Origin of the sequence: Xanthomonas dyei, from assembly GCF_002939865.1 — a bacterium.
GTDB classification, from domain to species: domain Bacteria; phylum Pseudomonadota; class Gammaproteobacteria; order Xanthomonadales; family Xanthomonadaceae; genus Xanthomonas; species Xanthomonas dyei.
On record NZ_MDEE01000007.1, the window covers coordinates 55146 to 79414 of the forward strand.

Consider the following 24269-nt stretch of genomic DNA (forward strand, 5'->3'; position numbering starts at 1 on the left):
TGCGTACCCGCTGTCAGAGCAGTGTGGGGCTGCACCTGGCCGCCCGCAACGCACGCTGCGCCGGTGTCGCACGCGCGTTGCCGCCTGGTTAATCCGCGTCGGGGGCGCCATGACGGCGAGTTCACTGCGCCTGCGCCCGCGCTTCACGGCACACGCCGGAAGATCGGCCGCATGGACACCCACTCTTTCCGCACAAAGTCAGCCTCATCGGCGCCGGCGCACATGCCGGCGGACGTGCGCCTGCAGTTCATCGACTGGGCAAAACAGCACGGCCACAACCCCGCCACCGGGGCCGCCGCCTTCGTCGCCCTGCAAAGCGAGGTGGACCTGGACCTGGCCACACGTGGGTTGCGCATCGAGCCCGGTACCGACCCACGCGATGCACTGCGCGAGCACCTGGCCGGGCTGGCACGTCAGGTCGATGTTGCCGTGCAGTTTCCACCGGTGTACGCCTACACCGCGGCAACGGGGGTGGAGTATCGCTACTCGCTGATGCTGGTGATCGCCGAGGACTGCGTCGAGTGGACCGGGCGGGTCTGGCAGGACCTGGATTACCAGGGAATGCTGACCGGCCGTGGACAAGGGCCGCGTGCCAACTACACCCAGCTGGCGCGCATGGCGCTGGAAAACGAGCTAGATCAGGAGCGTCCGCGTTATGTCCAGGCATGAACTCGAACTGGAATTGCCGCTCGGTACGCAGGTGGTCACCGGCGAAGACGGCTTCAGCGAGCGCTGCCGTGGCGAGTGCGCAGAACTGGGGCTGTCGCGGGTGAGGCTGCTGTTGCTGGATGCCGACTACGCACGCTCCACCGCCTGGCGCGAAGAGGCGCAGCGCTGGATGGACGAGCAGCTGCGCCGTGAGGGCGAGTGGGTATTTCGCGGGGTGATTGCCGGCATCGTGGTGCTGGCGACCTGCATCGCCCTGGCCGCCGCCACGCTCTGGTAAGCGGAGCGGCATCACGCGAGCGACCAGCGGCGCAACGCAGGCGTGAACGACGTCGACCCCTGTGCACCCGCTGACGACATCGGGCGTGGTTTCATCCGTCCGTCATCCGCTCCGGCAGCATCCGTGGTTTCCGATTTGAGCACCTCCAGTTCCAGCCCCGATCTGGCCGCCGCCTTGCCGGCCGTCATCGCCGAGCCGTTTCTCGATCCGGCGATGTATCACGAGATCTTCCACAACATCGATGCCGGTTTCTGCGTCATCGACATGGTGTTCGAGGGCGAGCAGGCGGTCGATTACGTGATCCGCACGACCAATGGCGCGTTCGAGCGCTATACCGGTCTGTCCGACGCGCTCAATGTGTCCATCCGCGGCATGCTCCCCGAGCATGAGCAGGAATGGTTCGACCGTTACGGCCAGGTCGCCCGCACCGGCAACCGTATCCATTTCGAAATGCAGGCCAAGGCGCTGCGGCGCTGGTATTCGGTGGACGCGTTCCGGGTCGGTCAGCCGGAACAGGCGCGGGTCGCGGTGCTGTTCATGGACATTACCGAGCGCAAACGCGTGGAGCGCGAGCTGGCCGAAAGCGAGGCGCGTTTTTCCGCGCTGGCCGACGGCCTGCCGATGCCGGTATGGGTATTGGACGCCCAGGGCGTGGTGCGCTTCGTCAACAGCGCCTACGGCGAATTCTTCGGCCTGGATATTTCCAGCGGCACCGTATCGGCGTGGAGCGAATTGCTGCACCCGGACGATCTGTCGATCTTCCAGTTCGAGCTGTCGGCTGCGCTGGAAGAACAACGCGGCCTGCGTGCGCTGGTGCGTGCGCGCCGCCACGACGGGCAGTGGCGCTGGATCGAAATGACCGCCACACCGCGCTATTCGGCCGATGGACGCTTCATCGGCCTGGCCGGCAGCAGCCCGGACGTGACCGAACAACGCGAAATCGAGTTGGCGCGCGAGCAATTGCTGGAGTCGGAGCGCAGTGCGCGCAACGAAGCCGAAAGCATGGCGCGGCTGAAGGACGAGTTCCTGGCCACGCTGTCGCATGAGTTGCGCACCCCGTTGACCACCATTCTGGGCTGGAGCGAGTTGCTGCTGCAGCGCGTGGAAGAAGGGCACCCCAATTACAAAGGCCTGTCGGTGATCGCCAGCAGCGCACGCGCGCAGAAGCGGCTGATCTCGGACATGCTCGATCTGAGCAGCATGTTGCTGGGCAAGGTGCAGCTGGAAGTCGAAGCGCTGGACCTGGCCGAGCAGGTGCGCGAGGCGCTGGGCACGCAGGAACTGGCCGCCGAGGGCAAGGACCAGGTGTTGGAATTGCACCTGCCGCCGACCCCGTGTCTGGTGCTCGGCGATGCCACCCGCCTGCAGCAGGTGCTGTGGAATCTGCTCTCCAACGCCATCAAGTTCACCCCGGCGCACGGCCGCATCGACGTCACCATCGAACGCGACGATGGGCATCTGCTGGTGTCGGTGCGCGACTCCGGCGACGGCATCGCGGCCGAGTTCCTGCCGCATCTGTTCGGCCGCTTCCGTCAGGCCGATGGCACCACCACCCGCCAGCACGGCGGCCTGGGGCTGGGTCTGGCAATCGTGCAGCAGCTGGTGGAAATGCACGGTGGGCAGGTCGGCGCCACCAGCGGCGGGCGCGGCAAGGGCGCCACCTTTACGGTGCGTCTGCCCGAGCATATTCCCGATCAGGCCAAGCGCCCGCGCCGCGAGTTGCGTCGGCGCCTGATGTCCGAACAGATCGTCGAAGCGCGTGCGCTCAACGGTCTGCGCCTGTTGGCGGTCGAAGACCAACCGGACATGCTCGACTACCTGCGCCGCCTGCTCGAAGAACAGGGCGCCGAAGTGGTCACTGCCGGCAGCGCCACCGATGCGCTGGCCTTGATCGATCACCGCGGTCACGCGCGTTTCGACGTGATGCTGACCGACATCGGCATGCCCGGCATGGACGGTTACGGATTGATCCGTACCGTGCGCGACAACCTGGGCCTGGATGGGCACGCGCTGCCGGCGGTGGCGGTGACGGCACTGGCCCGCGACGACGATCGCAAGCGCGCGCTGGACTCGGGGTTTCAGGAACATCTGGCCAAGCCGTACAGCGTGGCGCAGCTGGTCACCGCAGTCCGGGCAGCGCGCGAATCCGTGGAGTGATGCCGGCGCGGCGGCAATGTCGCGCAGGTGACGGTGGCGCGGTGAGCAGGGGGCGATCGCAAGGCGGTTGGGTTCGATAACGGTCCGCGCGAGCTGGCCGCCGATGCCAGCGCAGCGTGCGCATTCTGTAGATGGAGATGCAGCGATACGCCGCGTTTGCTGCATCGTTCACGCACGCTGGCCTAGCGTGATGCGCTCCGCTCATGGAGATACCGCGATGCCCAAATACGCCCCGCACGTCTATTCCGAACACGTGCAGATCGCCACGCTCGAGCATTGGGTGTCCCTGCTCGGCGGACAGGAACGTGTGCGCATCGAACTCGACGATGGCAGCACGCTCAGCGGCACCGTCGCGGTGCGCCCCACCATCCAGACCTATCTCGACGACCACGACAACGAAGGCGTCAACGGGCAGCTGCGTCTGGATCAGCTGGATGCCACGCAGGAGCCGCACTGGATCTGGATGGATCGCATCGTGGCCGTGCACCCGCTACTGCTGGGGGCCGATCCACACGCCATGCCGTGACGCGGGCGTGTTGACGATGTATTTACTTCTCCCTGGACAGTTGTCGGCATGATGGCCGACTGTCGCAACTGTTCAGGATTGGCTCGCAATGCATGCATCCCTGCCCACGCTCATTCGCTGGCCGCTGTCGTTGCTGGCGGTCGCCGTTCTTGCCGGCTGCGGCGACACCGCCACGCTGGCCATCGAACAGGGGACCGGGCCTGACCCGCAATTGCCCGAGCCGGTCAAACGCCTGATCCCCACGGTCAAGGTGGCCCCGGTCAAGCGCTGGGCCGCCAACGCCAAACCCATGGCGGCCGACGATTTGCAGGTCAACGCCTTTGCGCGCGATCTGGATCACCCGCGCTGGGTGTACGTGCTGCCCAACGGCGATGTGCTGGTGGCCGAAACCGCCGAACCACCTAAGCCGGAAAATGCCGAAAGCGGCGGTGGTTTGCGCAAGAAGGTGCAGGGCGCGGTGATGCAGAAAGCCGGCGCCGTGGTGCCCAGCGCCAACCGCATCACCTTGCTGCGCGACGCCGATGGCGACGGTGTGGCGGAGGTGCGCACGCAGTTCATCAGCGGCCTGTTTTCGCCGTTCGGCATGGCGCTGGTCGGCGACCGCTTCTATGTGGCCAATGCCGATGCGCTGGTGAGCTTTCCGTACAAGCCGGGCGACACGCACATCAGCGCCAAGCCCACGTTCGTGGCCAATCTGCCCGGCGGTATCAACCACCACTGGACCAAATCGCTGCTCGCCAGTGCCGATGGCAGCAAGCTGTACGTGGGCGTCGGGTCCAACAGCAATGTGGCCGAAAACGGCATGGAGGCCGAGCTCAACCGCGCGGCGATCCTGGAGATCGATCCGGCTACCGGCAGCAGCCGCGTGTTCGCCAGCGGTCTGCGCAACCCGGTGGGCACCGCGTGGGAGCCGCAGAGCAAATCGCTGTGGGTGGTGGTCAATGAGCGCGACGAAATCGGCAGCGATCTGGTGCCGGACTATCTCACCTCGGTGCGCGATGGCGGCTTTTACGGCTGGCCGTACAGTTACTACGGCCAGCATGTGGATGAGCGGGTGACACCGCAGAACCCCGAACTGGTGGCCAAGGCGATCAAGCCGGATTACGCGCTCGGCCCGCATACGGCCTCGCTGGGCCTGGCCTTTGCCAGCGGCAGTTTGCTGCCGGAGCGGTTCCGCCAGGGCGCCTTCATCGGTCAGCACGGCTCGTGGAATCGCGACCCGCCCAGCGGCTACAAGGTGCTGTTCGTCCCGTTTGTCGATGGCAAGCCCAGCGGAACGCCGATCACCGTCCTGGATGGGTTTCTGGACGCCGAAGGCAATGCCCAGGGTCGCCCGGTGGGCGTTGCACCCGACAACAGCGGTGCCTTGTTGGTGGCCGATGACGTGGGCAATGTGATCTGGCGCGTGACGCCGAAGGCGCGATAAGCGGGGGCGTTCGCGGGCTTTCTCCCTTCTCCCCCCGGGAGAAGGTGCCCCGCAGGGGTGAAGGTGCCCCGCAGGGGTGGATGAGTGTAGGTGCGCAGCCTCGTAGACATGCCGCATAGCGTGGCTTCGCCCCGTACCCTCACCCCAATCCCAATCCCAACCCCAACCCCAACCCCAACCCCAACCCCAACCCCTCTCCCGAGGGGAGAGGGGAGAGGGGAGAGGGGAGAGGGGAGAGGGGAGAGGGGAGAGGGGCTTTGTTCCTTCTCCCCTCGGGAGAAGGTGCCCGAAGGGCGGATGAGGGTAGGTGCGCAGCCTCGTAGACGTGCTGCGTACTGCGCTTGGCCCCGCCCTCTCATCCCAACCCCTTTCCTGCGGGGGAAAGGAGCTTTGGCTTATCGCCGATTTCCTGCGGTGGCGCCCAAGCTGAGGACGTGCCGATTCGATCTTTGCAGCCGTGTTTGGCGACTAGGAGACATTGGTGGTCGCAACAATGGCGGCCAGAAGAGCCGGGCATTTGCCCGGTTCTTGATGGATATGCGGCGCGGGCACCATCGCCATGCAACGTAGATGCCGTGGCATGCAACGTGGACACCACATCGTCAATAGAAGCAGGACAGCTGACGCGTCCATGCCTGCCGCGTCAAGCTCTTATGCGCGTATCGACGAGCAGCCGCTAGCCAGATTTCCGAGCGGCCGCTAGCTAGATTTCAACGAGATGCTGCTAGTCGAACCGTTAATTGATACTGCACGTGCCGCAGGCAGTTCACTCATCTGCACAAAGCACCATGCTCAGCGCGGTGCCTCTGGCGATGCACTGAAACGACGTGCGTAGCCGCGTTCCTCGGTGATGCGGCTGATGTCGTCGTCGGCCATTTCCGGGGCGCCATAGACCGCGTAGGCCACGCTGCCGTCGTCGCGCTCACCGACCTGATGCAGGCGGTAACGGGGGCGACCGGCGCCGGTGTTTTCGGGGTAGTGCATCGGTGGCGGCGTGTCGTCCAGGTCCATTTCGCTGTTGTCGACAACTCCACCTACGAACAGGGCTCGCATCGCGTATCTCCGGTGTGGGCTTGGCTTCCAGCCTAGGCCGGCAGATGTTGCGTGCGCATCAACGGTCCGTATAAACAGCGCAAGGCGAGCCGTTCGCAGATCACGCAATGGTTGACCCGCGTCAGCGCGCAGCGATTTGCCACGCGGCAGGCCGGACCGCGCGCCGAGGACGGGCACCAGGCAGCGCTCCCTTACAATGGCGGTCTGTTCACGACCCGATGATCCGATGGCTGGCCCGCACGATGCACCGCTTCAAGCCCTGTTCCTGCCCTTCGCCCAAAGCGCGCTGCCGTGGCCGACCGGCCCTGTGCTGTTCCTGCGTGCGCGCGATGGTTTCCCGCTGCGCGAGCATGCATCCGCCGATGCGCTGACCTGCGAGCAGAGTTTCCGCCCGTTCGCGCAGGCATTGGAAGGCAGCGGCTGGCGCGTGCGCGAAGAGGGCGAGATCGAGGCCGACAGCACGCGTTATGCGCTGGTGCTGGTGCTGCCGCCGCGGCAGCGCGAAGAAGCGCGCGCGCTGTTCGCACGTGCGCTGGCACTGACCGCGCCCGGCGGCCGGGTGGTGGCGTGCCAGTCCAATAACGAGGGCGCGCGCTCGGGCGAGGCCGATCTGCGCCAGCTCGCCGGTCTGGCCGGCAGCCTGACCAAGCACCACTGCCGCACCTATTGGACCGCGCCGCTACCGGCCAACACCGATGCCGCGCTGCAGGCGCGCTGGGCGGCGCTGGATACGCCGCGCAAGATTCTGGATGGGCGCTTCGTGAGCCGACCGGGCGTGTTTGCCTGGGATCGCATCGATCCTGCATCGGCGTTGCTGGTCGAGCACCTGCCGGCCACCCTGGCCGGGCACGGTGCCGACCTGGGTGCGGGGTTCGGGTATCTCTCGGCCGAAGTACTGGCCCGCTGCGCCAAAGTCACCGCGCTGGATCTATACGAAGCCGAAGCGCGCGCACTCGCGCTGGCGCGGCGCAATCTGCAGGACATCGCGCATCCGGCGCAGTTGCAGTACCTCTGGCAGGACGTCACCGCCGGGCTGGCGGCGCAGTACGACTTCATCGTCAGCAACCCGCCATTCCACACGCCCTCGCGCGCCGATCGCCCGGACATCGGCCAGCGTTTCATCGCCGTGGCCGCGCAGGCATTGCGCCCGGGCGGGCAACTGCTACTGGTGGCCAACCGGCATCTGCCTTACGAGCAGGTGCTCAACGAAAGCTTCGGCCAGGTACGGGTGGCTGCCGAGCGCGACGGCTTCAAGTTGATCGCTGCCGTGCGCGGCAAGGCGGCGCGCGCATGAAACTGGTCAAACACATCGCCAATCTCGGCTATGGCAGCCGCAAGCAGGTGACCCAGCTGTTTCGCCAGGGCGCCGTGACCGATGTGCAGGGCGAGGTGCTGTATGCCGACGATCAGGTGGAGCACGACGCCATCCGCATCGATGGCGAGCCGTTGGACCCGCCGCCGGGTTTTAGCCTGTTGCTGCACAAGCCCAGCGGTTACACCTGCTCGACCAAGGACACCGGCCGGTTGATCTACGAGCTGCTGCCACCGCGGTTTCGCTCGCGTGCGCCAGTATTGGCGCCGGTGGGGCGGCTGGATCGCGAGACCAGCGGCATGCTGCTGATGACCGACGATGGCGCGTTGCTGCATCGGATCATTTCGCCCAAATCCGCGCTGGACAAGGTCTACGAGGTCAGCCTGGCCGAAGACCTGCGCGGCGATGAAGCGGCGCTGTTTGCCAGCGGCGAGCTGCTGCTGGAAGGCGAAACCAAGCCATTGCTTCCCGCCGAGCTTGAGGTCCTTGGCGCGCGCCAGGCACGTCTGACCTTGCACGAGGGCCGCTATCACCAGGTGCGTCGCATGTTCGCCGCCGCCGGCAATCACGTGGCGGCATTGCATCGCAGCCGCATCGGCGGCTTGTCGCTGGACGCGCTGCCATCGGGCCAATGGCGTGCCTTGGAGGCAAGCGATCTGGAGGTGTTGTTCGGGCGCGGAGCGACTGCATGACGGCGGCCATACCGCTGCCGTTTCGCCCGCAGGCGGTGATCTTCGATATGGATGGTTTGATGCTCGACAGCGAGCGCGCCATCACTGCCTGTCTGGCGCAGGCGGCCGATGCGCAAGGGCTGACAATCGAGCCGACGTTCTGGTTGCAGATGGTCGGTACCGGCGATGTGGCGTGCCGCCGTCTGCTTGGCGAACGCGTCGGCGACGCCGCTGCCGAACGCATGCTGGCGCGCGCGCAACTGCTCTATGACGCCGTCGCAGAGCGTGGTATTCCGCACCGGCCCGGCATCATTGCGCTGCTGGAGTATCTGGCTGCGCTCGATATGCCACGTGCGGTGGCGACCTCCACCCAACGCCCGCTTGCGTTGCGCAAGCTGAAAGCGGCCGATCTGCTGTGGCGCTTCGATGCGGTGTGCAGCGCCAGCGATGTGCAGCATCCCAAGCCGGCGCCGGATATCTACCTGCTGGCAGCGCAGTCGCTGGGCGTGGAGCCTGCACACTGTCTGGTGCTGGAAGACTCGCCGACCGGCGTGCGCGCCGCATTGGCAGCAGGCATGACCCCGATCCAGATCCCGGACCTGCTCGAACCCGATGCGAACGTGCGCGCGTTGGGCCATCGCATCATGCCCTCGCTGGCCGATGCGCAGCGCCTGCTGGAAGCGCGACTGTCGGGTTGATCAGCGGGTGTGGATTAGCGTCCGAAAAAGTATCCGAAAAAGCGTCTGGAACGCAGCGCCCAAGTGACAGTCGTAGCAATACGCGCTGGCGATCAGTCCACCACGCACGAGCGATCAGTGCGCAACAACCAAAGCCCAGCTCCCGCCGGTGCGAGAAGGCACGGTTTGCGCGGCACTGGTGCGCGTGCCTTGGAGCGCCCGCGTCGCAAACGCGGGCTGGGGCGCGGAGCGGGGGTTGGGGTGAGGGCACCAGCAAACCGACTCACATCACACCACGCATGGACAACGCCCAAAGCGCAGCAGCAGCGGACGTAGATGCACGACGCGCGTGCCGGTCTCCGAGCTTCCGCCTCACCGATCCCAACGTCGAGGTCGTGCATGACGAACACCAAAGACCGGCAAGCACGCGCGTCCCCGCGTCGCAGCAGCGCGCTGCAAAGCGCATCACCCAAGCCGTATCAGCAGCACGCCCTCACACGTACTGCATCTTGCGCGACATGCCGCCGTCGACGATGAAGTCCTGCCCGGTGACGAATCCGGATAACTGCGGCGACAGCAGGTACACCGCCAGCTGCGCGATGTCTTCCGGCGTGCCCACACGTCCGGCCGGATGCTGCGCATGGTCGCGTCGCGACAGTTTGGGCGCACGACGACGCTGCGGTGCACGCCAGGCGTCGGTGCTGATCCACCCCGGACTGATGCTGTTGACGCGCACCTGCGGGCCTTCGCTCAGTGCCAATGCGTGGGTAAACGCGACCAGGCCACCTTTGGCCGCCGCATAGGCTTCGCTATGCGGCTCCGACTGCCAGGCGCGGGTGGAGGCGATGTTGACGATCGCACCACCGCCATCTGCCTGCGTCAGTGCAGGCAAGGCATGTTTGCTGCATAAAAACGCACCATGCAGGCTTGCCAGGCGCCGATTCCAGTCATCCCACTCCAGCTGCGGCAACGGCGCGACATGCGGGTCCGCTACGCCAGCGTTATTGACCAGGCCATCGAGTCTGCCGAAGCGCTTGCGCGCCGTGGCGATCAAGCGTGCGGCCTGCGTCTCGCGCGCCGCATCGCAACGCACGAACGCACTGCGTTGCGGCAACGCCCATTCCTGCAGACAGGCCTTTCCGGCAGCGGCGTCCAGATCGCCGATCACCACGCTGCCGCCGGCACCGAGCACGGCCTGCGCAATGCCGCGTCCAATGCCTTGCGCGCCACCGGTGATCACTACCACGCGGTCCTGCAGCGGCAACGGGTTCCATGCGGAAACAGTGGGAATCAGAGCCATGGCGTGCGCACTTGATGGAAGGGTGCAGCACTGTAGCGCGCGCCATGTCAGCGCTGCAGCAACGCCAGGTACGCCCACGACAATCACGCAAACCTGCTGTTTACCGGTACTTCAAGGGATTACCTGCCGCCGCACGGTGCCGACAATCTGCCGTTGCTGCACGCAATGGTGCGCCAGCAGCCGACACGTTCAGTGCTCGGCGCCATTCAATACGCGGTCCCAGCCCGCATGGCCCAGCCGTTCCAGCGTCTGGATATTGCGCTCGACGATCACGTCCGGATCCGGGAACGCCGCCACCGCACGCTCCACGCTGTCCTCGCGCAGCAGGTGCAGGGTCGGGAACGGCGAGCGGTTGGTGAAGTTGGCCACATCGTCCGGCGCAGCACCTGCGAATTGATAATCGGGGTGGAAGCTGGCCACCTGCAGGATGCCTTGCAGGTCCAGCGCGTCCACCGCTGCGTCGGCGTTGTCGAGGAAGTCGTTGTACTCCAGGAAGTCGGTGAGCACGTCCGGATGCACGATCAACGTGGTGTCGATCTGCTCGGCCGGCGTGTCGCGCAGCAGCACCAGTTCTTCGGCCAGTTGTTCCAGCAGCGCCTCGGGCGTGCTGGCATCGCTGAGCACCAGACGCACCTGGTCCTTGACGTACACCGCCTTGGCGAACGGGCACAGGTTCAGCCCGATCACTGCGCGCTCGATCCAGGTGCGGGTCGCGGTCAACGGATCGGGCGTGGCAGGCGTGGTGGTCATCGTGGCGGCGGCGTGATGGCACACCAGTGTATGCGATCGCTGCAGACGTGGCCGCGCGGGCCGATTCATCGGCGATGACGCAGCAGACCCAACCGATGCTGCCGGCGCGATGCTGCCGCGCCCAGGCAATCAGCGCGTGTCGCTGTCGTCGCTGCGCAGCGCCTTGCCCACGTGCGCACCGACATGCGCACGCAAGAATTCCACCGACACCTGTGCGACGTGCTCGGCCAGCGGCGTCTTGTGCGGCGACCCGATGGCATGCGCGCCGCTGTCGAAGGCGATCGCCTGCTTGAGCGGGGCAGGCGTGCCCAGCGCTTCGAACATGGACAGCATCGCCGGCACCGAGGCAATCTGATCTTCGTCGCCATTGGGCGCGCGGTAATAGCCCAGCAGCACCGGGCAGCGCACCTGTGGCCACGGCGGGGTGGCGGCGAATTCTCTGAACACGCCGCGCAAGGTGCGAAAGCCGTCCGGGTGGATGGTGTCCGACCAATACGCCAGTTCCTCAGCGCTGCGCGGGTACGGGTCGGCGATCGGCGCATCGGCGTCGCAAAGCCGATCGAGCAAGTCCGCATTGACCGGCTGGATGCCGGGCGACCATGCCACCACCGCCGCAACCTGCTCGGGATGCTGCGCCGCCAGCCAGAGCGCCAAGCTGCCGCCCATCGATGAGCCGACAATCGCCACGCGCTCGCCCATGCGCCGCGCCTGCGCCAGCGCCTCCAGCGCAGAGCGCTGCAGCGCCGCCGTCGTCAGCCCCTGCATCGCATCGGGTGCGCTGCCTCCATGGCGGGGCCAGCGGTGCACGTAGCCGTTGGCACCTAGCGCATCGGCCATCTGTTCGGGCAGCGCGCCGGCCTCGCCCGGGCTTGCAGAAAACCCATGCAGGAACAGCAGCGCCACAGCGGTGCGTGTCTGGGCAGCGCCGCGCCAATGCATGCGCGCCGCATTGCCGGGCTTCAACTCAGTGCTGTCGTTGGTGTGCATGGTGGGCCAGCAGTGCGAGCAGTTCGTGGGCGTTGATCGGCTTGGATAAATAACCGGCCACGCCGGCGGCTGCCGCTTCGCGTATCGAATCGATGCGCGTGTCGGCGGTCAATACGATGATCGGCGGTAGCGCGGCAATCGCATCGCGGGCCTGGCCCAATGCATCCCAGCCGGAGGTGCCGGGCATGTGCAGATCGAGAAATACCAGATCCGGCGCGGCCTGGGCGATGCGCTGCACCGCATCGGTGCCATCGACATGAAAGCTCACCCGATGCCCGGCACGCGTCAGCAGGTTGCCGATCACCAGGCGATTGGTGTCCATGTCCTCGAAGACCAGGCAATGCAGCGGCGGCACCGTCTGCGCGTGGTGCGCCAGCGCATCGCGCAGGCCGAGCGTGCGGCTGCTGTCGGCCGCGGCTACAGGCAGCTCGAAGATCCAGCGGAAGATGCTGCCACCGGCGGGGTTGTCGCTCACCGTCAGGCTGCCGCCCATCGCATCGGATACCGACAAGGCGATATACAACCCGAGGCCGACGCCGCCCTCGGCACGGCCGAATCCGGTGCTGAGCTGGGTGAACGGGGTAAAGATGTAGGCCTTCTTGTCGTCGGGCACACCGATGCCGGTGTCGGTGATCGTCGCGGCGATCGACCAGCGCTGCTGCAGCTGCGTGGCTTCGATCAGCAACTCGACCGCACCACCGGCCGGGGTGAACTTGATCGCATTGATGACCAGGTTGCTGATGACCTGCTCGATGCGGCCCTCGTCGCCCAGCACATGGGGCGTGTCCGGTGCCTCCAGGCGCACGCTCAGCGACACGCCCTTGGTGGATGCGGCGGTCGCGCAGACCGCTTTGACGGTGGTCAGCACGTCCAGCATGCTCAGTGGCTTGCTCTGCAGCTGCAGCCGCCCACCGTCGATGCTGGCCACGTCCAGCACTTCATTGACGCGATGGCGCAGCGCGGTCGCATTGACCGTCACCGCCTGCATCAGGTCGCGCTGTTCGGCTGGCATGCCGTCGGTATCGATCAGCTGTGCGCAATTGATGACCGCATTCAACGGCGTGCGCAGCTCATGGTTCATGGTGCTGATAAAGCGGCTTTGCGCATCGCGCGAGGCCAGCGCCTGCAGCGCCACTTCCTGCATCGCAAGCACGATGCGCGCCACCAGCAGCGGCAATACCATGCTGAGCGCCACCGCATACACAAAGTACGCCGGCCGCGACAGCCAGTAGCCGCTGGGTGCGGTCAACAGCATCAGCACGAAGGTGCTGAGCAGCACCGGGAAGGTGGCGCGTTGCCCATAGCGCGCCACCGCAGCGATGGTGATGAACGGCAGAAACGCGTTCAACGACATCAACAGGATGAAGGCCAGCGTGGTCTGTATGCCGATGAACAGCAGACTCATCGCAAAGCCCATCGCATCCAGCCACTCACCCGGCGGGATGATCCGGCGCCGCACCAGCACCATCCACGTGACCGAGATCACCCACACGGTCACTGCGGTGGGGAAGACGTTATGCGCATCCTTGACCAGCACCGGCTGCGGGCCGTACAGCCAGCCCAGGCACCACAAGGTCACGATGGTCTGCACGATCACGCGGCCGACGCAGGCGCGGTATTCCAGAAACGACTCGAACAGCCGCACCAGTCTGTCGTTGCGCAGCTGCCGGGCGGCCAGAATCAGGCCGGGCGCTGCGCGATCGGAAGTGCTACGCATGAGGCTCCGCGTCGTCGGTGGGAAGAGTGCGCCGGTAGCGCTTGACCAGTAGACCTGCGGCAGTGGCCACGGCGGTGAAGCGGTGCGCAAGCATGTCGCTCAACGCGTCGCGTTCCACATCGCCACGCAGCTGGTCGCAGGCCTTGAGCAACGGCTGGGAGCCGGTCAACGAGATGGTGTTCTTCAACGAGTGGATCTGTTCCAGCGCCTGCGCCTGGCTGGTGTTGGCATCGCCCAGCGTGCAGCGCGCAATGGCGTGTTCGATCTCCACCGCGAAGGCGTCGGCAAAGGCCGCTGCAGCCACTGGGTCGAGGGCGGCCATGGTGTGCAGCGTCGATCCGCGTTCGATCTGCGGTTGCGCATGAACCTTGACCGCGTGCATGCCGCCTGCAGCAGGCGCGTTGGCCTGCCCGGTGCGCAGGCGATGCAACAGGCGGGTGAGCAGGGAGCGCATCGCGCCGCTAGACCTGCGGCCTGCGGCAGCGATTGCGATCGCCGCGGGCGCACCGCAGGCGGTGCCGGCCCCCCTGCGCGGCGCCGCAACGCACTGCAGGCGCCTGCATGTCCGCGTCGGCCAGCACACTCACCGGCATCGCCCAATCACGCTCAGTCGCGGAAGTTGTCGAACTGCAGCGGCTGCTCGAAATCAGCCTTTTTCAGCAGCGCGATCGCATCCTGCAGGTCGTCGCGCTTCTTGCCGGTCACGCGCAGCTTGTCGCCGTTGATCTGCGCTTCGACCTTGATCTTGGCTTCCTTGAGCTTGGCCACCAGCTGCTTGGCCTGCTTCTGCTCGAGGCCCTGCTTGACGGTCACCTTCTGCCGTGCGCCGGCCAGATTGGTTTCCACATCGCCAAAGTCCAGGCAGCGCACATCGATGCTGCGCGCCAACAGCCGCGCCCGCAGGATGTCGGTCATCTGCTTGATCTGGAAGTCGCTGGGGGCGGACTGGTTGATCACCTTGCCGTCTTCCAGTTCGAACTTGGCTTCCACGCCCTTGAAGTCGAAACGCGTGTCCAGTTCACGGTTGGCCTGGTCCACCGCATTGGTCAGTTCGTGCTTGTCGACTTCGGACACCACATCGAAGGAAGGCATGCAAAGCTCCTGCTGTCTGAAAACAGCGGCCATTCTAGGCCATCACGCCACGACGGCCGTCATCGACGCATGGCGGTCGGCGCGCTGCGATGGCGATAATGCACCAATGCCCAGCACCCGTTCTCCGCTTCCCGCCATCGCCTGGATGGTCGCCGCCGTGGCCTGCTTCTCGCTGATGGATGCGGCGATGAAGCTGCTGTCGGCGCAGTACCCGCCATTGCAGGTGACCTTGTTGCGCGGCGCCGCGTCGCTGCCGTTCGTGCTGGTGTGGGTGTTCGCCACTGCCGGGCCGCGTGCCATCGTGCCGGTGCGCTGGGGCCTGCATCTGCTGCGCGGGGCCCTGGGCATGGTGATGATCGGCTGCTTTGTCTACGGCCTGAAACGCATGCCGCTGTCCACCGCCTACACCATCTACTTTGTGGCGCCGTTGCTGGTGGCCGCCTTGTCGGTGCCGCTGCTGGGCGAGCACGTGGGGCCGCGGCGTTGGACGGCGATCGGCATCGGCCTGGTCGGGGTCATCGTAGTGCTGCGCCCGGGCGTGGGCGGCTTGGTCTCGCTGCCTGGCCTGATGGTGCTGCTGGCGGCCACGGCCTACGCCATCGCCGCGGTCACGGTGAGCCTGCTGACCCGCACCGACACGCCGCAGTCCATGGTGGTGTGGTTCCTGCTGTTCATGGCGATCGGCGCCGGGTTGCTGGCCATCCCCGACTGGGTGCCGTTACAGGCCGGCCACGGCTGGCTGATCGCCGGCATGGGCCTGGCCGGCGCGTTGGGGCAGATTGCGCTGACCCAGGCATTCCTGCGCGGCGAGGCCTCGATGATCGCACCGCTGGAGTACACCGGCCTGGTCTGGGTGATCGGCTGGGACTGGCTGCTGTGGCAGACCTTGCCCGACGGCTGGACCTGGACCGGCGCCGGCATCATCGTCGCCAGCGGGCTGTATCTGCTGCGGCGGGAGCGGATACGGCAGACCGACAGGCCGCCGCCGTTGGATAGGCCGTGATTGGGGATTGGGGATTCGGGATTGGCAACAGCAGGAATGCCGTTGTCCTTGCGAATCCCCAATCCCCAATCCCGACTCCCGGCCGTGAACATTGACTGGTAGGCTTCACGACCCCCCAATCGGCCACGCGCGGTGATCCAGTTTCAGGGCCTGCACAAGTCTTACTCCGTCGACGGTCGCCAGATCGTGGCGCTGCACCCGCTCGATCTGCGGATCGGCCCCGGCGAGGTGTTCGGCATCATCGGCCATTCCGGTGCCGGCAAATCCACGCTGATCCGGCTGATCAACCGGCTGGAAGAGCCCAGCGGCGGGCGCCTGCTGATTGGCGAGGACGACGTCACCGCGCTGGATAGCCAGGGCCTGCGTGGCTTGCGCCGGCGCATCGGCATGATCTTCCAGCATTTCAATCTGCTGTCCTCGCGCACCGTTGCCGGCAATGTCGCCTTTCCGCTGGAACTGGCCGGCACCGCGCGCGCCGAGATCGATGCGCGGGTGGCCGAGCTGCTGGCGCGGGTCGGGCTGCAGGAGCACGCCACCAAGTATCCGGCGCAGCTGTCCGGCGGCCAGAAGCAGCGCGTGGGCATTGCGCGCGCGTTGGCCACGCGCCCGCAGATCCTGCTGTGCGACGAGGCCACCAGCGCGCTGGACCCGCAGACCACCGCGTCGGTGCTGCAGCTGCTGGCGCAGATCAACCGCGAGCTGGGCCTGACCATCGTGCTGATCACCCACGAGATGGACGTGATCCGCCGCGTCTGCGACCGCGTGGCGGTGCTGGATGCCGGCACGCTGGTGGAAACCGGCCCGGTCACCGAGGTCTTCCTGCATCCCAAACATGCCACCACGCGGCGCTTCGTGTCCGAAGCCGAGCACGTGGACGAGGCCGAGCTGCACCGCAATTTCGCCGCCGTCGGCGGGCGTGTGGTGCGGCTGACCTTCCTGGGCAACGGCACCTATGAGCCGGTGCTGGGCCGCATCGCCCGCGAGACCGGGGTGGACTACAACATCCTGTCCGGGCGCGTGGACCGTATCAAGGACACGCCGTACGGCCAGCTCATCGTCGCCCTGACCGGTGGCGACCAGAATGCAGCGCGCGCCGGCTTCGTCGCCGCCTGCGTGGACGTGGAGTACCTGCGCGTATGAACCTGCTGCCGATCGCCGCCGCTGGCGGCTTCTTCCGCAATCTCGATGCCGCCAAATGGGGCGACATCGGGCAGGCGACTCTGGATACCTTGCTAATGCTGGCCGGCGCGTTGCCGCTGACCTTGCTGATCGGCCTGCCGCTGGGCGTTGCGCTGTTCCTGTGCGGCGCCCCGCAGCTGCGCCGTCGCCCGGTGCTGTACGGCGCGCTGGCGCTGGTGATCAACCTGCTGCGCTCGGTGCCCTTCATCATCCTGATGATTGCGATGATTCCGCTCACCCTGGCGTTGATGGGCACCTCGCTGGGCGTGCGCGGCGCGATCCTGCCGCTGGTGGTGGGCGCCGCGCCGTTCTATGCGCGGCTGGTGGAGACCGCGTTGCGTGAGGTGGACCGCGGCATCATCGAAGCCAGCCAGGCGATGGGCGCCACCACCCGCCAGCTGGTGCTGTGGGTGCTGTTGCCCGAAGCGCGCCCCGGCCTGATCGCCGGCGCCACCGTCACCACCATCGCGCTGATCGGATTCACCGCCATGGGCGGGGCGATCGGCTCCGGCGGCCTGGGTGATGTGGCCTACCGCGAGGGCTATATGCGCTCGCATGCGGACGTCGCGTTGATCACCGTCATCGCCTTGCTGGTGCTGGTGCAACTGCTGCAGATGCTGGGCGACCGTCTGGTGGCCCGCTACAGCCGCCGCTGAGCCAGCTGCCTCGCCGCGCGCGGCCGGTAGCTGCGACGCTGCAGCCGGCACCGCGTCCATTGCTGCTGCGGGCTGCAGGCGGATGCGCTGGCACCGTCCTGGGGTGGTTGTGTTCCATGCACGGCCCGTGCGGATCGCCGCTGCACCTGCGGTCTGCTAGGTTTAACGCCTGCGGCCCGTCCGCATTCCTCCTCCCACGGACCCTTTCATGAGCACATTTGCGTTTCGTTCCCTTCTTGCTGCGGCCACGCTGGCATTGGCGTCCTGCGGCGGCAATGGCGGCAGCGGTGGCGACACCCTGACCGTCGCCGCCACCGCCGTGCCGCATGCCGAAATCCTGGAAGTGGTCGAACCGCTGCTGGCCAAGCAGGGCGTGAAGCTGGACGTGCGCGTGTTCAACGACTACGTACAGCCCAACGACCAGGTCGTACAGAAGCAGATCGACGTCAATTACTTCCAGACCGAGCCCTATCTGGACGCGTACAACCGCGACCGCAAGAGCCAGCTGGTGACCGTGGTCGGCGTGCATATCGAGCCCTTCGGTGCTTACTCGCGCCGCTTCAAGGCGCTGGCCGATCTGCCGAGCGGCGCCGATGTGGTGATCCCCAACGATCCGAGCAACAACAGCCGCGCGCTGATCCTGCTCGACAAGGCCGGGGTGATCAAACTCAAGGACCCGAGCAACGCGCTGTCCACCCAGCGCGACATCGTCGACAACCCCAAGCAGCTGAAATTCCGCGAGCTCGATTCGGCGATGCTGCCGCGTGTGCTGGATCAGGTCGACCTGGCGCTGATCAACACCAACTACGCGCTCGACGCCGGGCTCAACCCGACGCGCGATGCGCTGGCGATCGAAAGCAAGGAGTCGCCGTACGTGAACTTCCTGGTGGCACGCGCAGACAACAAGGACGATGCGCGCGTGCAGAAGCTGGCCAAGGCATTGACCAGCCCGGAAGTAAAGGCCTTTATCGAACAGAAATACAAGGGCGCGGTCCTGCCGGCGTTCTGAGCGCGATAACGACACGGGCGCGCACACCAGCTGGTGTGCGTGGCCGATGGTCTGGGAGGGGCATGCAGTACGCGACGTGCTTTGAACGCAGACCGCCCGCCCAGCCGCTCACTATGCCGCGCGCTGCAAAGTGGAGACGCTGCAAGCGTACGCGGCCGATTGCGCGTGCAGCGCCGAAAACACGCGCGCCTGACGCAGGCGTAGTAGCGTGGTCTGTCCTGATCTCCGGCTCCTGACGCGATGCCCCTGCTTCTTGCCATCCCGCTGGCCGTGATCATCGCCCTGGCGGTGTTCGCGGTGCTGTTTCCGTTATCGCTGCTGCAACGTTTCCGTGTCGGTACCGCGCGCCGTCAGGCACGTGGCTGGTTGCTGATGATCAACCTGGCCTCAGCGGCGCTGTCCAGCGTGTTGTTCGTCATTTTTACCGGGATCGCTGCGGCATTCTGGCCCGGTGCGATCCGTCATGCCGCCTTCGGTTGGGCCTGCGGGCTGGCGCTGGGTGTGCTGGCGTTGCGCCTGACCCGGTTCGAGCGCACCGCCCAAGGGTTGTTCTATCGCCCCAATCTCTGGCTGGTGCTGGCATTGACCACGCTGGTGGTGGTGCGGGTGATCGCCGGCATGGTGCAGGGCTGGCGTAGTGCCTGGCAGGGTGTGACGTGGCCGGTTGATGGTTGGCTCAGCCATGCCAGCCTGTTGGGCGCCGCCGGCGTGCTGCTCGGCTATGCGTTGGCTTATGCCACCTTGCTGTGGTGGCGTTGGCGCAGCGCGCGCTTGCGCGGCAGCGTCTATTGGCGTTGAAGCGCGACGCGCACGCCAGCCAGCAATGCCGAATGCGTCGATGCAGGCTGGCGCACGTGGATGTTGGACATAAAAAAACGGGCCTTGCGGCCCGTTTTTTCGACTCAGACGTTGTGTGTCGCGACGTGCTTAGAAGCGCGCGCCGACACCGAAGCCAACGGTCCACGGATCCAGTTCCAGCTCGCTGCCGGTGCCCTGGCCGCCCACACGCAGTTCCGGACGCGAACGCATATAGCGGGCGTCGGCACGTGCGAACCAGGTGGAGTTGATGTTCATGTCAACACCGACGGTGCCGATCACGCCCTTGGCGGTATCCAGGCCCACGTGCTGACCGGTGGTCGAGGCCGCATCGATCTTCTCGTTGCTGAAGTTCGACTCGTAGTAGCCCACGCCCACGAACGGGCGGAACACATTGTCGGCCTGGCCAAAGTGGTACTGGCCGCTGATGGCGATCGGCTGCTGCTCGACGGTGCCCACCTTGCCCACGCCATCAGCGTTGACGCGGTGGTTGAACTTGTCGGCGGCGCCCCACAGTTCAACGGCCCAGTTGTCGTTGATGTAGTAGCTGGCGCTCAGCGTCGGTGCCGGGCCGCCATCGACGTCCAGGCCCGGAGCCGGATCGTTCTTCGGCTTGATCAAGGCGACACCGCCGACCACTGCCCAATGCTTGCCGGACGCGCTCTCGGCGCTGGTGGAAGTCGAGGAGGTATCGCTGGTATAGGTGGTGTCCTGCGCGAACGCGGACGGTGCAATCGCAAGAGCGGATACAGCAGCCAGGCTCAGGATGGAAATGGCACGCATTGGAGGTCTCCTCGCATAATTTTTGTTAGGCCCGTGGAGTGGGCCGCGCCAAAGCTATTCCTGAAAATCTGAATCCACGCCCACCTGCGACTCGCTAAAATTTCGTTTGTTCAGGAACTTTCCCAAGAAGGCCGTGGTTGCGACATGCAAGCTGAAAAAGACATTCACGCAGATGCGATTGCCGTGACGAAAAACGCCGTACGTGACGGCTTGCCAGCGCACATTCCTAACGATTGCCGTGTCCTGGTGCTTGGCTCGATGCCAGGTATCGCCTCGTTGGAGGCCGGCCGCTATTACGCGCATCCACGCAATCGGTTCTGGCCCTTGATACATGCCCTTTTGGGTATCGATGCCGCCGCAACGTATGCCTTGCGTATGCGGGCGCTGAACGCGTGCGGCGTCGGCGTATGGGATGTGATCGGCCAATGCGCGCGCCGCGGCAGCCTGGATGCTGCGATCGTCGCAGACAGTGTGGTGGTCAATCCGCTGCCTGCGTTGCTGGCGGGTTTGCCGCAGCTGCGCATGGTGGCCTGCAATGGCGCCGCGGCAGCGCAGGCCTGGCATCGCCACGTGCATCCGTTGCTGACGCCGGAGGCGCGCAGCGTGCCGCTGCTGGCCTTGCCGTCCACCAGTCCGGCCAACGCCGCTTGGTCGTTGCCGCGTCTATGCGCCGCATGGCAACCGGTGCGCGATGCGTTGGACTGATGCGGCTCTGGCCCACGTCAATGAATCGCCGACGATGATGCGTGTCTGCGCGCAATGCATGCCCGTCAGCGCGTGCGCATGCAATCAGCACGCTGCCACCTGCCGCCATACGTCATGCCAGCGTCCGGCACAGGCAGCCCGCAGCGCGTGGCCGCACAGTGCAGGCAGTACATGAAGGAGCACCGCGATGATGATCGGACACGCAACGACGATGGCGGCAGCGCTGGCACTGGGCCTGTTCGCCGTGGCGGATGTGGCCGTTGCTGGGGAGATGCAGTGCGATGTCAGCAGCGATTGCGACCTCACGCTCAATCCGCGCAGCCTCATCCTGATCCGCACGCCTGAATCCTCCGGCGCGCCCGCGCGCGTCGTGATGCGCGAGGGTGCGTTGTTCGTCGACGATCGCTGGGTGACGCTGAGCGCAGACGACCGTGCGCGCCTGATCCAGTTCGAGCGGCAGACCCGCGAGGTCGTGCCGCTGGCGCAGGAGGTCGGGCGCGAGGCCGCCGACATCGCGGTCACCGCGCTCGGCGAAGTGGCGGCCGGGTTCAGCCGCAGTCCCGAGGCGACTCGTGCGCAATTGGCCAGCGTGCGCGAAAAGATCGATCTGCGCTTGAAGCAGAGCTTCAGCAAAAGCCAGCTCACGCCCGTGAATATCGACGACGACATCGGCGCGCTGGTTGCCGAGGTGTTGCCGCAGTTGATCGGCGATGTGGTTGCCGGTGCGGTGCAGTCCGGGCTCACCGGCAACGAGATGCAGCTGCGTTCGCTCGATGGGCTGGAAGCGCGCATCGAGCGTCTGGTCGAGCCGCAGGCGCGTGCATTGCGCCCGCGTGCGCAGCGCTTGTGCGACCGCGTCGAAGCGCTGGATGGCTTGGACAATGCGCTGGCGTATCGTTTGCCCTCGGGCGCGCCACTGCAACTGTTGCGGGTGGATCGACGCGCCTCGAAATAAGCATGCACGTGCGTGTGCGGACGCTGCATCCTGCCGGCTGTGCGTTTTTTTCCGCGCCAATGGTTGGCGCTGCGGCCCGTGGCCGGCCACAATAGGGGTTTCCCCATCTGTTGCCGGAGTTCCCCGTATGGCCGAAATCAAGGAAGCACTTGTCCCCGATATCGGTGACTACAGCGACGTCCCGGTAATCGAGGTGCTGGTGTCGGTCGGCGATACGGTCGCGAAGGACCAGAGCCTGGTCACGCTGGAATCGGACAAGGCCACCATGGAAGTGCCCTCGTCTGTCTCCGGCGTGGTCAAGGAGATCAAGGTCAAGGTCGGCGATTCGCTGTCGCAGGGTGCCCTGGTGGCGCTGATCGAAGTGGCCGATGCCGGTGCCGACACCGCGGCCAAGCCCGCAGCAGCAGCTGCTCCTGCCGCTCCGGCCAAGTCTGCTCCCGCTGCTGCACCGGCACCTGCCGCCAAGGCCGCGCCGGCTGCACCCGCCGCCGAAGGCGGTCTGGTCGAAGCGCGCGTGCCCGATATCGGCGACTACACCGACATCCCGGTGATCGAAGTGCTGGTCGCCGTCGGCGATACCGTTGCCAAGGACCAGAGCCTGGTCACGCTGGAATCGGACAAGGCCACGATGGAAGTGCCGTCCTCGGCCGCCGGCGTGGTCAAGGAGCTCAAGGTCAAGGTCGGCGACACCCTGTCGCAGGGCAATGTGGTGGCGATCATCGCTGCCAGCGATGGCGGCGCCGGTGCGGCGCAGTCTCCGGCCAAACCCAGCACCGACACCGCCGAAACTGCCGGCAAGGTCGAGCCGGTCGCGGTGTCGGCCGAGCCGGACAAGCTGGCCCAGCGCGAGATCGCGCAGGTGCAGGGCGCACGTTCCAGCGATGCCTCGCAAGGCAGCCAGCCATCGGCCGGCAACCCGAGCAGCCCGCCGGTGACCTTCGACGCCGACAGCGTGCTGCCGTCCAAGGTGGCCTATGCAAGCCCGGTGGTGCGGGTGTTCGCACGCCAGCTGGGCGTGGATCTGAACCAGCTCAAGGGCAGCGAAAAGGGCGGGCGCATCACCCGTGAAGACGTGCAGCGCTTCGTCAAGGCCGCGCTCACCAGTGGCGCGCCTGCCGCAGCCGGTGCCGCACCGGCCGGTGGTGGTAACGGCCTGAACCTGCTGGCCTGGCCGAAGGTGGACTTCAGCAAGTTCGGCGAGACCGAAACCCAGCCGCTGTCGCGCATCAAGAAGATTTCCGGTGCCAACCTGGCGCGCAACTGGGCCATGATTCCGCACGTCACCCAGTTCGAATCGGCCGACATCACCGACCTGGAAGCACTGCGCGTGGCGTTGAACAAGGAAAACGAGAAGGCGGGCATCAAGCTCACCATGCTCGCCTTCCTGGTCAAGGCCAGCGCCGCGGCGTTGAAGAAGTTCCCCGAGTTCAACGCCTCGCTCGATGCGGCCGGCGAAAACCTCACGCTGAAGAAGTACATCAACATCGGGTTTGCCGCCGATACGCTCAATGGGTTGGTGGTGCCGGTGATCCGCGACGTCGACAAGAAGGGCGTGCTGCAGATCGCCCAGGAAAGCGGCGAGCTGGCCAAGAAGGCGCGCGACGGCAAGCTGGGCCCGGCCGACATGAGCGGTGGCTGCTTCTCGATCAGCTCGCTCGGCGGCATCGGCGGCACCGCGTTTACGCCGATCATCAATGCCCCGGAAGTGGCGATCCTGGGCGTGTCCAAGTCGGCGATGCAGCCGGTCTGGAACGGCAAGGAGTTCGTACCGACGTTGATGCTGCCGTTGTCGTTGAGCTACGACCACCGCGTCATCGACGGCGCGCTGGCGGCCCGCTTCACCACCTACCTTAGCCAGGTGCTGGCCGACATGCGTCGCGTCCTGCTGTGAGGATTGCGCTGCTGACGATCGCCGTGCTCGGCGTGTTGCCGTGGACCTGCGCGACGGCACGCGAGTGCGACAGCACGCTGGGGCGCGGCTGGCCGCCGGCCGTGGGCAACTACGGCACTGCGGTGAGCACGCTGCTCGACGGCGGCAACAAGCCGGCATTGTCGTTGCTGACTCTGCCCACACGTGGCGTGGAAAGCGGCGTGTCGCTGGTGCCGGGTAAGGACGGCGCCGACTGGACCCTGCGCCACAGCCGCGCCGACGAGCGCGTCTACAGCTGGGTCAGCCAGAGCGATCGCGGCAGTGTGCAGTTCCGCACCGAGCAGACGCCTGAAACGGTCGAGATCCCGATTCCGGCGGCGTTGGCCAAACGGCTGGTCAGCAACTGGACCGCGGCCTTGACCCAGCTGGCACCGAGCGGCCGCACCGCGCCGGTGACTGAGGGCGAAGTGCTGTCGTTCCAGGTCGAGGGCGTGCGCTACAGCGGCACGCGCCCGAGCTGCGGCGCCGGCGAACTGCTGCTGCAACAGGCCGCGCTGCTGATCGAAGCCAGCGACGGCAAGGAAAAGAAGCGCGACAAGCGCTGGACCCAAATCGAATCGTCGCTGGATGAACTCCAGCAGACGCTTGCCGGCACGGCCGGTTAAGCCACAGGAGAAGC

At 66.2% G+C, this 24269-nt stretch carries 25 protein-coding genes; 17 read left to right on the forward strand and 8 right to left on the reverse strand.

The genetic code is table 11. The annotated features are described in order from the left end of the window. Window positions 1-222: 222 nt before the first annotated feature. The 5 genes from XdyCFBP7245_RS07230 to XdyCFBP7245_RS07250 all read left to right on the forward strand — a co-directional run bounded on the left by XdyCFBP7245_RS07230 (window position 223) and on the right by XdyCFBP7245_RS07250 (window position 5055). On the forward strand, window positions 223-669 hold the full coding sequence (locus XdyCFBP7245_RS07230; protein ID WP_170068559.1) for a hypothetical protein: 447 nt from the start codon (window positions 223-225) through the stop codon (window positions 667-669). Then, a complete protein-coding gene (locus XdyCFBP7245_RS07235; RefSeq protein ID WP_104615043.1) occupies window positions 656-946 on the forward strand; it encodes a hypothetical protein in 291 nt (96 codons plus the stop codon). Before XdyCFBP7245_RS07230 ends, XdyCFBP7245_RS07235 begins: the two co-directional genes overlap by 14 nt. A gap of 123 nt (window positions 947-1069) precedes the next feature. Then, a complete protein-coding gene (locus XdyCFBP7245_RS07240) occupies window positions 1070-3103 on the forward strand; it encodes a hybrid sensor histidine kinase/response regulator (RefSeq protein WP_104615044.1) in 2034 nt (677 codons plus the stop codon). A gap of 217 nt (window positions 3104-3320) precedes the next feature. Beyond that, complete coding sequence (locus XdyCFBP7245_RS07245) at window positions 3321-3629, forward strand: DUF3247 family protein (RefSeq protein ID WP_104615045.1); 309 nt, start codon at window positions 3321-3323, stop codon at window positions 3627-3629. Between the two features lie 88 nt (window positions 3630-3717). Next, on the forward strand, window positions 3718-5055 hold the full coding sequence (locus XdyCFBP7245_RS07250) for a PQQ-dependent sugar dehydrogenase (RefSeq protein ID WP_104615046.1): 1338 nt from the start codon (window positions 3718-3720) through the stop codon (window positions 5053-5055). A gap of 792 nt (window positions 5056-5847) precedes the next feature. On the opposite strand, the gene XdyCFBP7245_RS07255 is transcribed toward XdyCFBP7245_RS07250, so the two are convergent. Beyond that, a complete protein-coding gene (locus XdyCFBP7245_RS07255) occupies window positions 5848-6108 on the reverse strand; it encodes a hypothetical protein (RefSeq protein WP_082862103.1) in 261 nt (86 codons plus the stop codon). A gap of 226 nt (window positions 6109-6334) precedes the next feature. On the opposite strand from XdyCFBP7245_RS07255, the gene XdyCFBP7245_RS07260 reads away from it, so the two are divergent. Genes XdyCFBP7245_RS07260 through XdyCFBP7245_RS07270 form a run of 3 tightly spaced genes read left to right on the forward strand, consistent with a single transcriptional unit; the run spans window position 6335 to window position 8789 of the window. Next, window positions 6335-7402: a class I SAM-dependent methyltransferase gene (locus tag XdyCFBP7245_RS07260; RefSeq protein ID WP_104615047.1), complete on the forward strand. Its 1068-nt coding sequence runs from the start codon at window positions 6335-6337 to the stop codon at window positions 7400-7402. Then, window positions 7399-8112 (forward strand): pseudouridine synthase, encoded by a 714-nt coding sequence (locus XdyCFBP7245_RS07265; RefSeq protein WP_104615048.1) that lies wholly within the window; start codon window positions 7399-7401, stop codon window positions 8110-8112. The genes XdyCFBP7245_RS07260 and XdyCFBP7245_RS07265 overlap by 4 nt, the downstream gene beginning before the upstream one ends. After that, entirely contained in the window at window positions 8109-8789 is a 681-nt protein-coding gene (locus XdyCFBP7245_RS07270) for an HAD family hydrolase (RefSeq protein WP_104615049.1), read from the forward strand. The genes XdyCFBP7245_RS07265 and XdyCFBP7245_RS07270 overlap by 4 nt, the downstream gene beginning before the upstream one ends. Window positions 8790-9261: 472 nt before the next feature. On the opposite strand, the gene XdyCFBP7245_RS07275 is transcribed toward XdyCFBP7245_RS07270, so the two are convergent. From XdyCFBP7245_RS07275 to XdyCFBP7245_RS07300, 6 genes are all read right to left on the reverse strand, one after another. After that, complete coding sequence (locus XdyCFBP7245_RS07275; RefSeq protein ID WP_104615050.1) at window positions 9262-10068, reverse strand: SDR family oxidoreductase; 807 nt, start codon at window positions 10066-10068, stop codon at window positions 9262-9264. A gap of 189 nt (window positions 10069-10257) precedes the next feature. Next, window positions 10258-10818: a DUF1415 domain-containing protein gene (locus XdyCFBP7245_RS07280; protein ID WP_104615113.1), complete on the reverse strand. Its 561-nt coding sequence runs from the start codon at window positions 10816-10818 to the stop codon at window positions 10258-10260. Between the two features lie 129 nt (window positions 10819-10947). Continuing rightward, the gene (locus XdyCFBP7245_RS07285; protein ID WP_104615051.1) at window positions 10948-11805 is read right to left on the reverse strand and encodes an alpha/beta hydrolase; all 858 of its coding nucleotides are present in this window, start codon (window positions 11803-11805) and stop codon (window positions 10948-10950) included. Beyond that, window positions 11783-13522: an ATP-binding response regulator gene (locus XdyCFBP7245_RS07290; RefSeq protein WP_104615052.1), complete on the reverse strand. Its 1740-nt coding sequence runs from the start codon at window positions 13520-13522 to the stop codon at window positions 11783-11785. Before XdyCFBP7245_RS07290 ends, XdyCFBP7245_RS07285 begins: the two co-directional genes overlap by 23 nt. After that, complete coding sequence (locus XdyCFBP7245_RS07295; RefSeq protein WP_104615053.1) at window positions 13515-13976, reverse strand: hypothetical protein; 462 nt, start codon at window positions 13974-13976, stop codon at window positions 13515-13517. Before XdyCFBP7245_RS07295 ends, XdyCFBP7245_RS07290 begins: the two co-directional genes overlap by 8 nt. A gap of 152 nt (window positions 13977-14128) precedes the next feature. Next, a complete protein-coding gene (locus tag XdyCFBP7245_RS07300; RefSeq protein ID WP_104615054.1) occupies window positions 14129-14614 on the reverse strand; it encodes a YajQ family cyclic di-GMP-binding protein in 486 nt (161 codons plus the stop codon). A gap of 106 nt (window positions 14615-14720) precedes the next feature. Between XdyCFBP7245_RS07300 and XdyCFBP7245_RS07305 the strand changes: the two genes are divergently transcribed. From XdyCFBP7245_RS07305 to XdyCFBP7245_RS07325, 5 genes are all read left to right on the forward strand, one after another. After that, window positions 14721-15617, forward strand: coding sequence for a DMT family transporter (locus XdyCFBP7245_RS07305; RefSeq protein WP_104615055.1), 897 nt, complete (start codon window positions 14721-14723; stop codon window positions 15615-15617). 132 nt (window positions 15618-15749) lie between these two features. After that, on the forward strand, window positions 15750-16757 hold the full coding sequence (locus XdyCFBP7245_RS07310; protein WP_104615056.1) for a methionine ABC transporter ATP-binding protein: 1008 nt from the start codon (window positions 15750-15752) through the stop codon (window positions 16755-16757). A 2-nt stretch (window positions 16758-16759) separates the two neighbouring features. After that, window positions 16760-17452, forward strand: a complete 693-nt coding sequence (locus XdyCFBP7245_RS07315) for a methionine ABC transporter permease (RefSeq protein WP_193552510.1) — start codon at window positions 16760-16762, stop codon at window positions 17450-17452. A gap of 208 nt (window positions 17453-17660) precedes the next feature. Then, window positions 17661-18461 carry a MetQ/NlpA family ABC transporter substrate-binding protein gene (locus XdyCFBP7245_RS07320; protein ID WP_104615057.1) on the forward strand — a complete coding sequence of 267 codons (801 nt, stop codon included), beginning with the start codon at window positions 17661-17663 and terminating at the stop codon, window positions 18459-18461. A gap of 240 nt (window positions 18462-18701) precedes the next feature. Beyond that, window positions 18702-19259: a CcdC protein domain-containing protein gene (locus XdyCFBP7245_RS07325; RefSeq protein ID WP_104615058.1), complete on the forward strand. Its 558-nt coding sequence runs from the start codon at window positions 18702-18704 to the stop codon at window positions 19257-19259. 129 nt (window positions 19260-19388) lie between these two features. Here XdyCFBP7245_RS07325 and XdyCFBP7245_RS07330 read toward each other — a convergent pair whose 3' ends face one another. Further along, complete coding sequence (locus XdyCFBP7245_RS07330) at window positions 19389-20060, reverse strand: OmpW/AlkL family protein (RefSeq protein WP_104615059.1); 672 nt, start codon at window positions 20058-20060, stop codon at window positions 19389-19391. Window positions 20061-20204: 144 nt separating this feature from the next. Here XdyCFBP7245_RS07330 and XdyCFBP7245_RS07335 point away from each other — a divergent pair, with 144 nt between their 5' ends. From XdyCFBP7245_RS07335 to XdyCFBP7245_RS07350, 4 genes are all read left to right on the forward strand, one after another. Then, a complete protein-coding gene (locus tag XdyCFBP7245_RS07335; RefSeq protein ID WP_104615060.1) occupies window positions 20205-20765 on the forward strand; it encodes a DNA-deoxyinosine glycosylase in 561 nt (186 codons plus the stop codon). Between the two features lie 187 nt (window positions 20766-20952). Further along, window positions 20953-21720: a DUF2884 family protein gene (locus XdyCFBP7245_RS07340; protein ID WP_104615061.1), complete on the forward strand. Its 768-nt coding sequence runs from the start codon at window positions 20953-20955 to the stop codon at window positions 21718-21720. A 127-nt stretch (window positions 21721-21847) separates the two neighbouring features. Continuing rightward, a complete protein-coding gene (locus XdyCFBP7245_RS07345) occupies window positions 21848-23611 on the forward strand; it encodes a dihydrolipoyllysine-residue acetyltransferase (RefSeq protein ID WP_104615062.1) in 1764 nt (587 codons plus the stop codon). Further along, on the forward strand, window positions 23608-24255 hold the full coding sequence (locus XdyCFBP7245_RS07350; protein ID WP_104615063.1) for a hypothetical protein: 648 nt from the start codon (window positions 23608-23610) through the stop codon (window positions 24253-24255). Before XdyCFBP7245_RS07345 ends, XdyCFBP7245_RS07350 begins: the two co-directional genes overlap by 4 nt. The last annotated feature ends 14 nt before the right edge of the window (window positions 24256-24269 follow it).

What these genes read in the sequence shown, in the direction of transcription:
- XdyCFBP7245_RS07230 (WP_170068559.1), top strand. Translation starts at nt 223, where the DNA reads ATGCCGGCGGACGTGCGCCTGCAGTTCATCGACTGGGCAAAACAGCAC.
- XdyCFBP7245_RS07235 (WP_104615043.1), top strand. Translation starts at nt 656, where the DNA reads ATGTCCAGGCATGAACTCGAACTGGAATTGCCGCTCGGTACGCAGGTG.
- XdyCFBP7245_RS07245 (WP_104615045.1), top strand. Translation starts at nt 3,321, where the DNA reads ATGCCCAAATACGCCCCGCACGTCTATTCCGAACACGTGCAGATCGCC.
- XdyCFBP7245_RS07250 (WP_104615046.1), top strand. Translation starts at nt 3,718, where the DNA reads ATGCATGCATCCCTGCCCACGCTCATTCGCTGGCCGCTGTCGTTGCTG.
- XdyCFBP7245_RS07255 (WP_082862103.1), bottom strand. Translation starts at nt 6,108, where the DNA reads ATGCGAGCCCTGTTCGTAGGTGGAGTTGTCGACAACAGCGAAATGGAC.
- XdyCFBP7245_RS07260 (WP_104615047.1), top strand. Translation starts at nt 6,335, where the DNA reads ATGGCTGGCCCGCACGATGCACCGCTTCAAGCCCTGTTCCTGCCCTTC.
- XdyCFBP7245_RS07265 (WP_104615048.1), top strand. Translation starts at nt 7,399, where the DNA reads ATGAAACTGGTCAAACACATCGCCAATCTCGGCTATGGCAGCCGCAAG.
- XdyCFBP7245_RS07270 (WP_104615049.1), top strand. Translation starts at nt 8,109, where the DNA reads ATGACGGCGGCCATACCGCTGCCGTTTCGCCCGCAGGCGGTGATCTTC.
- XdyCFBP7245_RS07275 (WP_104615050.1), bottom strand. Translation starts at nt 10,068, where the DNA reads ATGGCTCTGATTCCCACTGTTTCCGCATGGAACCCGTTGCCGCTGCAG.
- XdyCFBP7245_RS07280 (WP_104615113.1), bottom strand. Translation starts at nt 10,818, where the DNA reads ATGACCACCACGCCTGCCACGCCCGATCCGTTGACCGCGACCCGCACC.
- XdyCFBP7245_RS07285 (WP_104615051.1), bottom strand. Translation starts at nt 11,805, where the DNA reads ATGCACACCAACGACAGCACTGAGTTGAAGCCCGGCAATGCGGCGCGC.
- XdyCFBP7245_RS07290 (WP_104615052.1), bottom strand. Translation starts at nt 13,522, where the DNA reads ATGCGTAGCACTTCCGATCGCGCAGCGCCCGGCCTGATTCTGGCCGCC.
- XdyCFBP7245_RS07295 (WP_104615053.1), bottom strand. Translation starts at nt 13,976, where the DNA reads ATGCGCTCCCTGCTCACCCGCCTGTTGCATCGCCTGCGCACCGGGCAG.
- XdyCFBP7245_RS07300 (WP_104615054.1), bottom strand. Translation starts at nt 14,614, where the DNA reads ATGCCTTCCTTCGATGTGGTGTCCGAAGTCGACAAGCACGAACTGACC.
- XdyCFBP7245_RS07305 (WP_104615055.1), top strand. Translation starts at nt 14,721, where the DNA reads ATGCCCAGCACCCGTTCTCCGCTTCCCGCCATCGCCTGGATGGTCGCC.
- XdyCFBP7245_RS07320 (WP_104615057.1), top strand. Translation starts at nt 17,661, where the DNA reads ATGAGCACATTTGCGTTTCGTTCCCTTCTTGCTGCGGCCACGCTGGCA.
- XdyCFBP7245_RS07325 (WP_104615058.1), top strand. Translation starts at nt 18,702, where the DNA reads ATGCCCCTGCTTCTTGCCATCCCGCTGGCCGTGATCATCGCCCTGGCG.
- XdyCFBP7245_RS07330 (WP_104615059.1), bottom strand. Translation starts at nt 20,060, where the DNA reads ATGCGTGCCATTTCCATCCTGAGCCTGGCTGCTGTATCCGCTCTTGCG.
- XdyCFBP7245_RS07335 (WP_104615060.1), top strand. Translation starts at nt 20,205, where the DNA reads ATGCAAGCTGAAAAAGACATTCACGCAGATGCGATTGCCGTGACGAAA.
- XdyCFBP7245_RS07340 (WP_104615061.1), top strand. Translation starts at nt 20,953, where the DNA reads ATGATGATCGGACACGCAACGACGATGGCGGCAGCGCTGGCACTGGGC.
- XdyCFBP7245_RS07345 (WP_104615062.1), top strand. Translation starts at nt 21,848, where the DNA reads ATGGCCGAAATCAAGGAAGCACTTGTCCCCGATATCGGTGACTACAGC.